Origin of the sequence: Couchioplanes azureus (assembly GCF_014648355.1) — a bacterium.
Classification (GTDB): Bacteria; Actinomycetota; Actinomycetes; order Mycobacteriales; family Micromonosporaceae; genus Actinoplanes; species Actinoplanes azureus.
Genome location: NZ_BMQY01000004.1, coordinates 372850 through 385561, shown reverse-complemented (window position 1 = coordinate 385561; position 12712 = coordinate 372850). Strand labels below are relative to the sequence as shown.

The following is a 12712-nucleotide window of genomic DNA, read 5'->3' as shown; positions in this document are numbered from 1 at the left end:
CCGCCCCGCCGGCGAGCGCCGAAGGCGGCCCGGTCAGCCGTACGGCAGGTAGTACGTCCCGCTGCCGCTGAAGTTGTGGCCGCCGCCCGCCGGGCAGTAGCCCGCACCGTTGCCGCTGTACGCCAGGCAGTAGCACTTGTTGCACCAGCGCCAGCCCGGCTGCTCCCCGGAGGGTGCGGTGCCGTAGGCGACCCGGTAGTCGGTGGTGGTGCGCAGGTGGGTGCCGCCGTTGTGGCAGCGCCCGTCGGAGGCGCTTCCCGCGTACCACAGGCTGTAGCACCGGTTGCACCAGCGCCAGCCGACCTGCCCAGCCCCCGAGGTGTGGGTCACGATGTAGTTGCTGCTGCCTCCGTAGTCGTGGCCGCCGCCCACGATGCACCAGGCCGTGGTGGTGCCGCCGCCGAAGAACAGGCACTGGCACCGGTTGCACCACCGCCACTGGGACTGCACCGAGGCGGTCCCCGACTCGCCGGCCCGCGCGGGGCCGGAGCTCACGGTGGCGGCGCCGATCACACCGGCGGTGACGGCGCCGGCCCGCAGGACGGCGCGGCGCGCCATTCCGGAATGCCCTGGAACAGCTGTCTCCACGATTTCTCCCTTCGACGGAAACATTGCCCATTCGCCATGGAAGGCTGCATCCGGCCGATGCGCCGGGACAAGGTGCCGTGCAATTGGCGGTGAAATGCGATTTCGACATCGGTGTGGCGAATTCCGGCACGCCGCTTTCATTTGTTCACGAGAATTCGTCCGGCCGGCGATCGCGGACGGCGGGCCCGCGGGTAAGGTCGTGGGCCGGGCACGCGGAGGTGGACGTGAAGAGGGTGACCCGTCGGCTCGCTCTCTGGCGGGCGGATCTGGACGGCGGCGTCTGCGCCGCCCCGGAGGAGTGCGTGGAGCCGCTGCGCGACGGCGGGCCGGTCACCGTCGTCCTCGAGCACCGCGACCGCGGTGGCGCACCCGCGCGACGCGTCTTCCGCTGTGCCCTCCAGCAGGACGTCGAGTGGCAGTTCACCGGCCTCGACTGGCCGGCCGACCTGCGGCCCGGGGTCCTGGTCACGGTCTCCTGGCAGGCCGGCCGGGACGAGGTCGTGGTGCGTACCACCGCCCTCGCCGAGCCGCTGCGGGTCGACGGTGCCCTCTACTTCCACGAGTACGACCCGAAGGTCGTCACCCGCGAGTTCGTCCCGGACGACTCCAACCGGGCCAAGGTGCTGGCCGCGGTGCGCCGCCACGGCCGGGTGTTCGCCGACGGCAGCGCGGTGCTCGTCGAGGCGGAGCTCGCCGGGCACTGCGGGCTGGGCCGGGGCGCGCGCGGCGCGTTCCTGCTCCGCAACGCCGTCGAGCAACTGGGTCGCGAGGGGTTCCTCACCCGGCTGACCGGCAGCACCGACTCGTCGGGATACCCGTCCTATCCCGCCGTCGACGGCCAGCGAACCGCCGGGATGCTGTTCTACGCGCCGCTGGTCGAACCCACGCCCTTTCCGGACGACGACGATTCCGCGAACGCCGAGCGGCAGGACCACTGGGTCAACGGATTCGTCCGCAGATTGCCGCCCGGGGCGCAGGCGTCCGAGAAACAGCGCATTCTCCACGAGCAGGCCGGCGGGGACGACGAGGCCGGCCGGGAGCCGTTGGCGCCCGGCTTCACCTACGTGAAACGGCACCATCGCCAGGGTTGATCCGCGATGCACCCGGGATGCATCCCAAGGGCGACCGGTCGGCTGCCGCCGGCGCCGACAGTGAGGGCATGGTGCCGATCAGCCGCTGGAGCGTCGACGACAAGCCCCAGAGCCGCCTCGAGGTGGCCCGCGAGCTGGTCACGGTCTGGGCCGTGCACCTGCACCGCTCCTACCGCCTGATCCGGGACGCCCGCAGGGCTTGACAGTGCCGCCGCCCGGGGTAGTCTCAACCCATCGGTTGATAAACCGAGTGGTTGATAACCCAGGTGGTTGAGCGCAAATGACAGCGGACCCTCTCAGCGGCCTCTTCGCCGCCCTCGCCGACCCGACCCGCCGGGCCATCCTCGCCCGGCTGGCCCGCGGTGAGGCGACCGTCGCCGAGCTGGGCGCCCCGTTCCCGATCACCGCCCAGGCCGTCTCCAAGCACCTCAACGTGCTGGAGCGCGCCGGCCTGATCGTGCGGACCCGCGAGGCCCAGTGGCGGCGCGTGCGGATCGAGCCCACCCCGCTGCGGGACGTCGCGGGCTGGGTCGCGCAGTACCGGCGGCTCTGGGAGGAGCGCTACGACGCGCTCGGCAGCTACCTGGACGCCCTGCAGCAGGAGCAGAAGGAGGAGTCGTGAGCACCATCGCCATCAGCACCCCGTCCGACACCGAGCTGGTCATGAGCCGCTCGTTCGACGCACCCCAGGAGCTGGTCTTCGCCGCGCACACCCAGGCCGAGCACATCCGGCACTGGTGGGGCCGGGGCAACCCGCTCGACGTCACCATCGACTTCCGGGTCGGCGGCGCCTGGCGCTTCGTCGAGACCGCCGACGGCCGGCAGCACGCGTTCCGCGGCGAGTTCCGCGAGATCCAGGCGCCGGACAGCTTCACCTGGACGTTCGAGTACGAGCCCATGGCCGGGCACGTCGCCGTCGAGCGCTACGTCTTCACCGAGCAGGACGGCAGGACCACGGTCACCAGCACGACCAGGTTCACGACCCGGGCCGACCGGGACGGCATGATCGAGTCCGGCATGGAGGCCGGCGCCGAGCAGAGCTACGCCGCGCTGGACGTCTACCTTGCCAAGCTGAAGGGCTGACCTTGGTCTAGAGTCGCTTCCATGGGCGTCCGTACGTGGATCCGGGACTGGCCGGTCTACCGGCAGCTCACCGGCCCCGACCCGCTCGGCCGGGGCGCGGCGGCGCAGTCCGCCCGGTCCCGGAGCCTGACGGCACGCACCGAGACCGCCGACTCGACGGCCCGGTCCGTCTGCCCGTACTGCGCGGTCGGCTGTGGCCAGCGGATCTCCGTGAAGGACGGCGAGGTCGTCCAGATCGAGGGCGACCCGGACAGCCCCATCTCCCGGGGCCGGCTCTGCCCCAAGGGCTCGGCCAGCAAGAGCCTGGTCACCAGCGACCGCCGGCAGCGCAAGGTCCTCTACCGCCGGCCGTACGGCACGCAGTGGGAGGAGCTCGACCTCGGCACCGCGATGTCCATGATCGCCGACCGGGTCCTCGCCGCGCGCGAACAGACCTGGCAGGACGCCGACGCCGACGGCCGCCCGCTGCACCGCACGACCGGCATCTCCAGCCTGGGCGGCGCGACGCTGGACAACGAAGAGAACTACCTGATCAAGAAGCTCTTCACCGCGCTGGGCGCCATCCAGATCGAGAACCAGGCGCGTATTTGACACTCCGCCACCGTCCCCGGTCTGGGGACCAGCTTCGGCCGTGGCGGGGCCACCGGATTCCTCCAGGATCTGGCCAACGCCGACTGCATCGTCATCCAGGGCTCCAACATGGCGGAGGCCCACCCCGTGGGCTTCCAGTACGTGGTGGAGGCGAAGAACCGCGGTGCCAAGGTCGTCCACATCGACCCGCGGTTCACCCGGACCAGCGCGCTGGCGCACACCTTCGTGCCGGTGCGCGCCGGCGCCGACATCGCCTTCCTGGGCGGCGTGATCAACTACATCCTCACCCACGAGAAGGACTTCCGGGAGTACGTGCTCGCGTACACCAACGCGTCCATGCTGGTCGGTGAGGACTTCCAGGACACCGAGGAGCTCGGCGGCCTGTTCTCCGGCTACGACCCCGAGACCCGCACGTACGACCAGAGCACCTGGCAGTACGCGGGTCAGCAGGAGCACGGCCAGCAGGAGGACGAGTCCCACACGGACCGGGAGACCGCCTCCGGGCTCGAACAGGAGGCGCACGGCCCGCCGATCCCCGCCGGCGTGCCCCGCGACCCGACGCTGCGGGATCCGCGCTGCGTCTACCAGGTGCTCAAGCGCCACTACGCCCGCTACACGCCCGAGGTCGTCGAGCGGCTCTGCGGCGTACCGGAGGACAAGTTCCTCGAAGTCTGCGAGGCGTGGACGGCCAACTCCGGCCGCGAGCGGACCACGGCGCTGGTCTACTCGGTCGGCTGGACCCAGCACAGCGTCGGCGTGCAGTACATCCGGGCCGGCGCGATCATCCAGCTCCTGCTGGGCAACATGGGCCGGCCCGGCGGCGGGGTGATGGCGTTGCGCGGGCACGCCAGCATCCAGGGCTCGACCGACATCCCCACCCTGTTCAACCTGCTGCCCGGCTATCTGCCGATGCCGCACCACCGCAGGCACGAGACGTTCCGGCAGTGGGTGGACACCATCCGCCACCCCGAGCAGAAGGGCTTCTGGGCGAACGCCGAGGCGTACGCCGTCAGCCTGCTCAAGGCCTACTTCGGCGACGCCGCCACCGCCGAGAACGACTTCGGGTACGACTGGCTGCCCCGGCTCACCGGCGACCACGGCACGTACCAGCAGGTGCTCGACATGATCGACGGCAAGATCAAGGGCTACTTCCTGCTGGGGCAGAACCCGGCGGTCGGCTCCGCGCACGGCCGCGCCCAGCGCCTGGGCATGGCCAACCTGGACTGGCTGGTCGTCCGCGACCTGTTCCTGATCGAGAGCGCGACCTTCTGGAAGGACGGCCCGGAGGTCGCCACCGGCGAGATCGTGCCCGAGCGGTGCCGGACCGAGGTCTTCTTCCTGCCGGCGGCCTCGCACGCGGAGAAGGAGGGCACCTTCACCCAGACCCAGCGGATGCTGCAGTGGCGCGAGAAGGCCGTCGAGCCGCCCGGCGACTGCCGCTCCGAGCTGTGGTTCTTCTACCACCTCGGCCGGCTCCTGCGGGAGCGGCTGGCCGGGTCCACCGCGGCGCGCGACCAGGGGCTGCTCCACCTCACCTGGGACTATCCGCTGCACGGCGAGCGCGGCGACGAGCCCGACGCCGAGGCGGTCCTCAAGGAGATCAACGGCTTCGAGGTCGCCACCGGGCGGCCGCTGTCCGCCTTCACCGAGCTGCAGCCGGACGGCTCCACCGCCGGCGGCTGCTGGATCTACACCGGCGTCTACGCCGGCGGCGTCAACCAGGCGGCGCGCCGCAAGCCCCGCACCGAGCAGGACTGGGTCGCCCGGGAATGGGGCTGGGTGTGGCCGGCCGACCGCCGCACGCTCTACAACCGCGCGTCCGCGGACCCGCAGGGCCGCCCCTGGTCCGAGCGCAAGAAGTACGTGTGGTGGGACCCCGACGCCGGCGAGTGGACCGGCTACGACGTGCCCGACTTCGAGCGGACCAAGCCGCCGTCGTACCGGCCGCCGGAGGGCGCGACCGGCGTCGAGGCGATCTCCGGCGACGACGCGTTCATCATGCAGGGCGACGGGAAGGGCTGGCTCTACGCGCCCAGCGGCCTCATCGACGGCCCCCTGCCGACCCACTACGAGCCGGCCGAGTCGACGGTGCGCAACCCGCTCTACGAGCAGCAGGCCAACCCGACCCGCAAGGTCTACGACCGGTCCGACAACCCGACCAACCCGAGCCCGGACACCACCGTCTTCCCGTACGTCTTCAGCACCAGCCGGCTCACCGAGCACCACACCGCCGGAGGGATGAGCCGCCAGCTCGCGTACCTGTCGGAGCTGCAGCCGGAGATGTTCGTCGAGGTGTCGCCCGCCCTGGCCGCCGAGCGCGGGCTGGAACACCTCGGCTGGGCGCACCTCGTCACCGCCCGGGCGGCGATCGAGGCCCGGGTGCTGGTCACCGAGCGGCTGCGGCCGCTGCGCATCGAGGACCGTACCGTGCACCAGGTGTGGCTGCCGTACCACTGGGGAAGCGAGGGCCTGGTCACCGGCGACTCGGCCAACGACCTCATCGGCATCATCCTGGACCCGAACGTGCTGATCCAGGAGAGCAAGGTCGGCACGTGCGACATCCGGCCGGGCCGGCGGCCCACCGGGCCGCAGCTGCTCGCGTACGTGAAAAGCTACCGTGAACGCGCGGGCCTGGAGCCGGGGGAGAGCTGACGTGGCCGGACCGAACAGCCTCTACGGGCCGCTGGACCCGGCGCCCGACGCCGGGCACGTCGACGCCCCGCCGCGGATGGGTTTCTTCACCGACACCAGCGTCTGCATCGGTTGCAAGGCGTGCGAGGTGGCGTGCAAGGAGTGGAACCTCGTCCCCGACGACGGCTTCGACCTCCTCGGCACCTCGTACGACAACACCGGCGGCCTGAGCGCCAACTCGTGGCGCCACGTCGCCTTCGTCGAACAGCCCGCCACCGCACCGCCGGACCGGGGCACCACGCAGTTCCTCGGGATGCCCCTGCGGGATCTGCCGGGCCGCACCGCCGACGCGCCCCGCAGCGACTTCCGCTGGCTGATGATGTCCAACGTGTGCAAGCACTGCACCCACGCCGGATGCCTGGACGTCTGCCCGACCGGCGCCCTGTTCCGCACCGAGTTCGGCACGGTCGTGGTGCAGGAGGACATCTGCAACGGTTGCGGCTACTGCATCCCGGCGTGCCCGTACGGCGTCATCGACCAGCGCAAGGACGACGGCCGCGCGTGGAAGTGCACGCTCTGCTACGACCGTATCGGCGACGGCCTCACGCCGGCCTGCGCGAAGGCCTGCCCGACCGCGTCCATCCAGTACGGCGAGCTCGACGAGCTCCGCGGCCGCGCCCGCCACCGCGTCGAGAAGCTCCACGAGCAGGGCGTCACCGAGGCCCGCCTGTACGGCCACGACCCGCACGACGGCGTCGGCGGCGACGGCGCCTTCTTCCTGCTCCTCGACGAGCCGGAGGTCTACGGCCTGCCGCCGGACCCGGTGGTGCCGACCCGCGACCTGAAGGCCATGTGGAAGCGCGCCGGGCTGGCCGCGCTCGCCATGGCCGCCACGGTCGTCGTGTCGTTCGCGGGACGCCGCCCATGACGCCGCGCCGGGGAGACCGGGCGATGGTGCCGCCGGCCGACTTCCGGTCCTACTACGGGCGGCCGATCGTCAAGCCGCCGGTCTGGCACCACGACATCGCCGCGTACCTGTTCACCGGGGGCCTGGCGGCCGGATCGGCGCTGCTGGCCGCCGGCGGCGACGCCACCGGACGGCCCGCGCTGCGCCGCGCCGGGCGGCTGACCGCGCTCGGCGCGCTCGGCGCCAGCACCTACTTCCTCATCCACGACCTCGGCCGCCCCGCACGCTTCGCGAACATGCTGCGGGTGGCGAAGCCCACCTCGCCGATGTCGATGGGTACGTGGATCCTCAGCGCCTTCGGCGGCGCGGCCGCGGTGGCGGCCGTCGCGGAGGCGGCCCCGCTGCTGCCCCGGCGGGGCATGCCCGGCCTCGCGCGCCGCGTCCTGCCCCCGGTCGGCGCCGCCGGCCAGTACGGCGCCGCCGTGCTCGCTCCGGCGCTGGCCACGTACACGGCGGTGCTGCTCGCCGACACGGCCACCCCGAGCTGGCACGAGGCGTACCCGCATCTGCCGTTCGTCTTCGCGGGAAGCGCGCTGGCCAGCGGCGCCGGCATCGGCCTGCTGGCGGCTCCCGGCGACCGGGCCAACCCGGCCCGGCGCATGGCCGTGGGCGGCGCGGCCCTGGAGCTGTACGGCGCCCACCGCATCGAGACCGGCCTGGGCATCCTCAGCGAGCCCTACCGGCAGGGCCGGGCCGGCCGCCTGCTCCGGGCCGGCCGCCTGCTGACGGCGGCCGGGACGGCCGGGGCCCTGCTCGGGCGGCGCAGCAGGGCGGTGTCGGCGCTGTCCGGTCTGGCCCTGCTCACCGCGTCGCTGGCGACCCGCTTCGGCATCTTCGACGGCGGCGTCGCGTCGGCGAAGGACCCGAAGTACACGGTGGTGCCGCAGCGCGAGCGCCTCGCCCGCCGCGCCGCCGGTCCCGGCTGAGCCCTCACCGGCCTCGTCGGGTCAGCGAACCTCGAGGGTCGTCCCGCCGGCCCGCGCCGGCACCAGCTCGCCCACGACCGGAAAGCCCGGCACCTCGCCCGCGACCAGTAGCCCACCGGAGGTCTGCGCGTCGGCCAGCAGCAGCAACTCGTCCATGGCGGCGCCGCCGGTGTCGGCGTGCGGCAGCACCCAGTCGAGGTTGCGCCGCGTGCCACCGCTGACGTACCCGGCAGCCAGCGCCTCCCGCGCACCGTCCAGGTACGGCACCGCGGCCGCCTCGATGCGGGCCGTCACCCCGCTGGCCCGGGCCAGCTTGTGCAGATGGCCGAGCAGCCCGAACCCGGTGACGTCGGTGGCGCACACCGCCCCGGCGGCGAGCGCGGCCCGCGAAGCGGCCCGGTTCAGCTCCACCATCGCGGCCACCGCCTGGGGAAACACCTCGCCGGTGGCCTTGTGCCGGCTGTTCAGCACGCCGATGCCGAGCGGCTTGGTGAGGGTGAGCGGAGTCCCGGGCACCCCGGCGTCGTTGCGCATCAGCCGGTCCGGGTCGGCGACACCGGTCACCGCCATGCCGTACTTCGGCTCCGGATCGTCCACACTGTGCCCGCCGGCCACGTGACACCCGGCCTCCCGCGCCACGTCCAGCCCACCCCGGAGCACCTCGCCGGCGAGCTCCATGGGCAGCACGTCCCGCGGCCAGGCCAGCAGGTTCACGGCCACGACGGGAGTGCCGCCCATGGCGTACACGTCGGACAGCGCGTTGGCGGCGGCGATCCGCCCCCAGTCGTACGCATCGTCGACCACCGGCGTGAAGAAGTCGGCGGTGGCGACCACGGCAAGCCCGGCATCCAGCCGCACCACGGCGGCGTCGTCGCCGTCGTCGAGGCCGACCACCAGCTCCCCGGGCCCCCGCGGCGCCGCCGGCCCGACCAGCCCGGCCACCACGGCCTCGAGCTCGCCGGGAGGAATCTTGCAGGCACACCCGCCGCCGTGCGCGTACTGGGTGAGCCGTCCACTCGTCGTCACCCCCGCACTGTCCCACGCCCGCCGGGCCGCCCGCCGGTCACGGTGGACCGGCGGCTAGGGTGATCGACGGAGGCGTTCAGGTGGCTGGTGCCCCTCCCGGTCTTCAACACCGGTGTGACGCGGTATCCGGGTCAGGCGGGTTCGATTCCCGTCCGCCTCCGCCAACCAGTGAGCATCCCGCCTGAGCAGCAGAAAAGCAGCCAGACGAGGTCGCTGGACCGATCCCCACGAGTTCTCGGTGAGTCCCACTGATGACCGCTATGGCCCACTGGTCGCGGCAAAGACGCGGCAAAGATTCGAGCGGATCAGACGGCGTCCGGATCGTCGCGCTCGTGGAGCGCCCGCTCCATCCTGCGCCGCGCGGCCTCCTGCTGTCCGTCGACGCACTTGGTACAGATCGTAGGGGCGTGCTGCGAGAGGCGAACGCTGCTGTGCCTCAGTGAGGGTCGCTTGCGGGCGAGTCGCCACGCGTAGGCGCAGGTCCACTACGAGACGGGTCTGCTGCCGTAGGTCGGGCTGCACGACACTCTGCCGTCGGGTTCGGGCGGCACGATCACGGCAGACCCTCCGGCGCCCGCCGCGCCGGGTACCGAGTATCAAGGCCGTCTTGACGCGGCGGGCGGCGGGTGCCCGCTCCTACGGTGGGCGGGTCGAGGGTGACGGGATGGCTGGGGCCACTTCCGCCCGGTTCTGCTTCGGAAGGTAGCGGCGAGGCTGACTGGGGTTGCGGCATTCTGGTAGACCTGTGGTGACGTTGTGCAAGGAGTTGATCACCCATGGTTGATCTTGGACTGTTGGTGCAGGACGTGATGCCGTTCCTCTCGGCTGCTGCCGGCGTGTACGGGGGTGCGGTGGTACAGAAGGTGACCGATACCGCCGCTGATGCCGGGGCCGACGCGACGCTCGGTTTGGGACGCCGGTTGTTGCGGCGGCTGTTCACGTCCGGTCGCGGCGATGAGGTGCAGGCGGCGGTGGTCGAGATGGCCGAGTCCCCGGGGGATGAGGCGACGGCGGCGATGTTGCGGGCGCACCTGGTGAAGGCGTTGTCGCAGGAGCCGGAACTGGTGCGGGATCTGTCGCAGATGCTAGGTGAGGCCGGCGTGGGCGGGGACAGGTACACGGTGACCGTCTCGGGCGGACAGGGGGTGCAGGTCGGCTCGGGCAATACCCAGACCAACACGTTCACGTCCTCGACGTGAGTGCCGACAAGCCGCCCGCGCCCACCACCGACGGCGGTAGTTACGAGGTGGAGGTCGCCGGCGGCCAGGGTGTGCAGGTCGGCTCGCACAACTCTCAGATCAACATCGGTGTGGCTGCGGACGGGCTGCCGCCGCCGCAGACTGCCGGTGTCGGTGCGATAGTCCACAACCTGCCGCGGGCGTCGGCGGTGTTTCTGGGCCGGGATCTGCGGGTGCTTGCCGATCAGCTCGGCGGCAACGACTCCGGTGTGGTGGTCGGGCAGGCGGGCGCGGTGCACGGCCTCGGCGGGATCGGTAAGAGCGAGCTGGCCAACCACTATGCCCGCGCGAACCTGACGCGGTACTCGCTGGTGTGGTGGATCACCGCTGACAGCACCGAGAAACTGAGTCTCGGGCTGGCGGCGCTGACCCGCCGGTTGCATCCGGTCGCGACGCTGGCAGACGCGCAGACGTGGGCCCTGGGATGGCTGCAAGCCCACACCGGCTGGCTGCTGGTGCTGGACAACGTCGAAGATGTCAACGACATCGCCGATCTGCTCGGCGTCGTCGGCGGTAACGGGCACATCCTGGTGACCACTCGACGTGATCTGGGAGCGGCCAGGTGGGCGACGCTCGGGTTGACCCCGTTCCGGCTAGGTGTGCTGGCCCGGGCGGCGTCGGTTGATCTACTGACCCGGCTCACCGGCCGGTCCGGTGACCGCGAAGGCGCTGACCGGCTGGCCGCCGAACTCGGGGACTTGCCGCTGGCCTTGGAACAGGCCGCCGCCTACGTCAGTCAGCACGATCGGATGAGCTTCGACGACTACCGCACCCTGCTCACCGATCAGTTCCCCCGGTTGGCCGGCAGCAGCGGCTTCGGCGGGAAAGACGGCCGGGCTGTCGCCTCGGTGTGGACGCTCACCATGAACTCCATCGCCGCAGACAACCGGCTCGCCGCGCAGGTGATGGACGTGCTCGCGTGGCTGGCTCCCGACGACCTGCCCGAGGACGTCCTGGTCTCGCTGGCCGACGACCCCGCGGACGTCGATGACGCCCTGGCTCTGCTGGCCTCCTACAGCATGATCAACCGGACCGATCGCACGGTGAGCGTGCACCGCCTGGTCCAAGCCGTCACCCGGTACAACCAGCAGGAGGCCACCACCGTTGCCGCGCAGCAGCAGGCTGCCCGACTGCTTGCGGACGCAATCCCGGACGACCCGATCAACAACGTGCAGGGGTGGCCGCGATGGGTCGCCCTCTTGCCTCATATCGACGCTCTCACCACCAACCTTGCCGACGATCACGAAATCGCCGCGATCCTCCATGTGGGAGATCGGGCTGCCACCTACCGGCAGTTTCAAGGCCAGACCAACGCTGCGATCGACCAGTTCGAGAGGGTGCTGGCCGACCGGCGGCGGCTGCGCGGGGTGGACCATCCGGACACGCTGACCTCGCGGAACAATCTTGCCTTTGCCTACCGGTCGGCGGGGCGGCTGGACGAGGCGATCAGGGAGTACGAGAGTGTGCTGGTCGATTTCCGGCGGCTGCGCGGGGTGGACCACCCGGACACGCTGGCCCTGCGGAACAATCTCGCCACCGCCTACCAGCTGGCGGGGCGGCTGGACGAGGCGATCACCGAGTTCGAGAGTGTGCTGGCCAATTCCCGCCGGTTGCTCGGCGAGGAGCACCCCAGCACGCTGACCTTGCGGAACAACCTCGCCTACGCCAACCAGGCGGCGGGGCGGCTGGACGAGGCGATCGGCGAGTACGAGAGTGTGTTGGCCGACCGGCGGCGGCTGCTCGGCGAGGAGCACCCCAGCACGCTGACCTCGCGGAACAACCTCGCCTACGCCTACCATGCGGCGGGGCGACTGGACGAGGCGATCAGCGAGTTCGAGAGTGTGCTGGCCGATTCCCGCCGGCTGCTCGGCGAGGAGCACCCCAGCACGCTGACCTCGCGGAGCAATCTCGCCTACGCCTACCAGGCGGCGGGGCGGCTGGACGAGGCGATCAGCGAGTTCGAGAGTGTGTTGGCCGACCGGCGGCGGCTGCTCGGTGAGGACAACCCGGACACGCTGACCTCGCGGAACAACCTCGCCTACGCCTACCGGGCGGCCGGGCGGCTCGACGAGGCGATCGCCTCCATCGTTCCTTGACACGGGAGAGGTCACCGAGGCGCTTCCTGGCCGATACGCGCAACGCCATTGCCAAGTTGGTGAGTCTGCTGTGCGATCCCCGGTCTTCACCACCGGTGTGACGCGGTGTCCGGGTCAGGCGGGTTCGATTCCCGTCCGCCCCGCCAGGTCGGATGCACCAGGCCGCGTGGCGAGACGCCCGAAGCGCGGCCCGTGAGGGTTCCCCTTCCGGGGTCGTCGGTGCAGGTCGAGTTGTCTGACCATGGCGATACGGCCGGCGCCCGTGTCCGGCGATTATGGTGCGCTCATGGAAAGCCTTCGGACAGAAAGCCGGAAGCCGCCCCCGGTCGCGCGACGCAAGAAACAGAATTCAGAATCTTGACCGTCTCGTCCATGTGGCGGCGGGCGGTGCCCATCGGCGCATTGATCTGACAAGTAGCGGACACTTCCCCGGAAGATTGAACTGGAGTGAGCCCTCGCGAGTGTGATCGGAGCG

At 71.4% G+C, this 12712-nt stretch carries 10 protein-coding genes, 1 tRNA gene and 1 pseudogene; 10 read left to right on the top strand and 2 right to left on the bottom strand.

Features of this window, described 5'->3' with window-relative positions; translation table 11 throughout:
- Positions 1 to 33 precede the first annotated feature (33 nt).
- A complete protein-coding gene (locus tag IEY99_RS16915; protein ID WP_189204253.1) occupies positions 34 to 588 on the bottom strand; it encodes a hypothetical protein in 555 nt (184 codons plus the stop codon).
- 224 nt (positions 589 to 812) lie between these two features.
- Between IEY99_RS16915 and IEY99_RS16910 the strand changes: the two genes are divergently transcribed.
- The 7 genes and pseudogenes from IEY99_RS16910 (at position 813) to nrfD (ending at position 7877) form a co-directional block, all read left to right on the top strand.
- Entirely contained in the window at positions 813 to 1679 is an 867-nt protein-coding gene (locus IEY99_RS16910; protein ID WP_189204252.1) for a hypothetical protein, read from the top strand.
- Between the two features lie 68 nt (positions 1680 to 1747).
- A complete protein-coding gene (locus IEY99_RS34920; protein WP_268245121.1) occupies positions 1748 to 1882 on the top strand; it encodes a hypothetical protein in 135 nt (44 codons plus the stop codon).
- Between the two features lie 77 nt (positions 1883 to 1959).
- Positions 1960 to 2301, top strand: a complete 342-nt coding sequence (locus tag IEY99_RS16905; RefSeq protein ID WP_189204251.1) for an ArsR/SmtB family transcription factor — start codon at positions 1960 to 1962, stop codon at positions 2299 to 2301.
- Positions 2298 to 2762, top strand: a complete 465-nt coding sequence (locus IEY99_RS16900) for an SRPBCC domain-containing protein (RefSeq protein ID WP_229798809.1) — start codon at positions 2298 to 2300, stop codon at positions 2760 to 2762. Before IEY99_RS16905 ends, IEY99_RS16900 begins: the two co-directional genes overlap by 4 nt.
- A gap of 21 nt (positions 2763 to 2783) precedes the next feature.
- Positions 2784 to 5993: pseudogene (gene fdh / locus IEY99_RS16895) on the top strand (formate dehydrogenase); the annotation flags it as partial.
- 13 nt (positions 5994 to 6006) lie between these two features.
- Positions 6007 to 6912, top strand: coding sequence for a 4Fe-4S dicluster domain-containing protein (locus IEY99_RS16890; protein WP_189204249.1), 906 nt, complete (start codon positions 6007 to 6009; stop codon positions 6910 to 6912).
- Positions 6909 to 7877 (top strand): NrfD/PsrC family molybdoenzyme membrane anchor subunit, encoded by a 969-nt coding sequence (gene nrfD / locus IEY99_RS16885; RefSeq protein WP_189204248.1) that lies wholly within the window; start codon positions 6909 to 6911, stop codon positions 7875 to 7877. Before IEY99_RS16890 ends, nrfD begins: the two co-directional genes overlap by 4 nt.
- 21 nt (positions 7878 to 7898) lie before the next feature.
- Here nrfD and selD read toward each other — a convergent pair whose 3' ends face one another.
- Complete coding sequence (gene selD, locus IEY99_RS16880) at positions 7899 to 8903, bottom strand: selenide, water dikinase SelD (RefSeq protein ID WP_189204245.1); 1005 nt, start codon at positions 8901 to 8903, stop codon at positions 7899 to 7901.
- Positions 8904 to 8971: 68 nt separating this feature from the next.
- Here selD and IEY99_RS16875 point away from each other — a divergent pair.
- The 3 genes from IEY99_RS16875 (at position 8972) to fxsT (ending at position 12237) form a co-directional block, all read left to right on the top strand.
- Positions 8972 to 9067 (top strand) — tRNA-Sec (locus IEY99_RS16875).
- Positions 9068 to 9679: 612 nt separating this feature from the next.
- Positions 9680 to 10102, top strand: coding sequence for a hypothetical protein (locus IEY99_RS16870; RefSeq protein WP_189204243.1), 423 nt, complete (start codon positions 9680 to 9682; stop codon positions 10100 to 10102).
- Positions 10099 to 12237, top strand: a complete 2139-nt coding sequence (fxsT, locus tag IEY99_RS16865) for an FxSxx-COOH system tetratricopeptide repeat protein (protein WP_189204241.1) — start codon at positions 10099 to 10101, stop codon at positions 12235 to 12237. Before IEY99_RS16870 ends, fxsT begins: the two co-directional genes overlap by 4 nt.
- Positions 12238 to 12712: the final 475 nt, after the last annotated feature.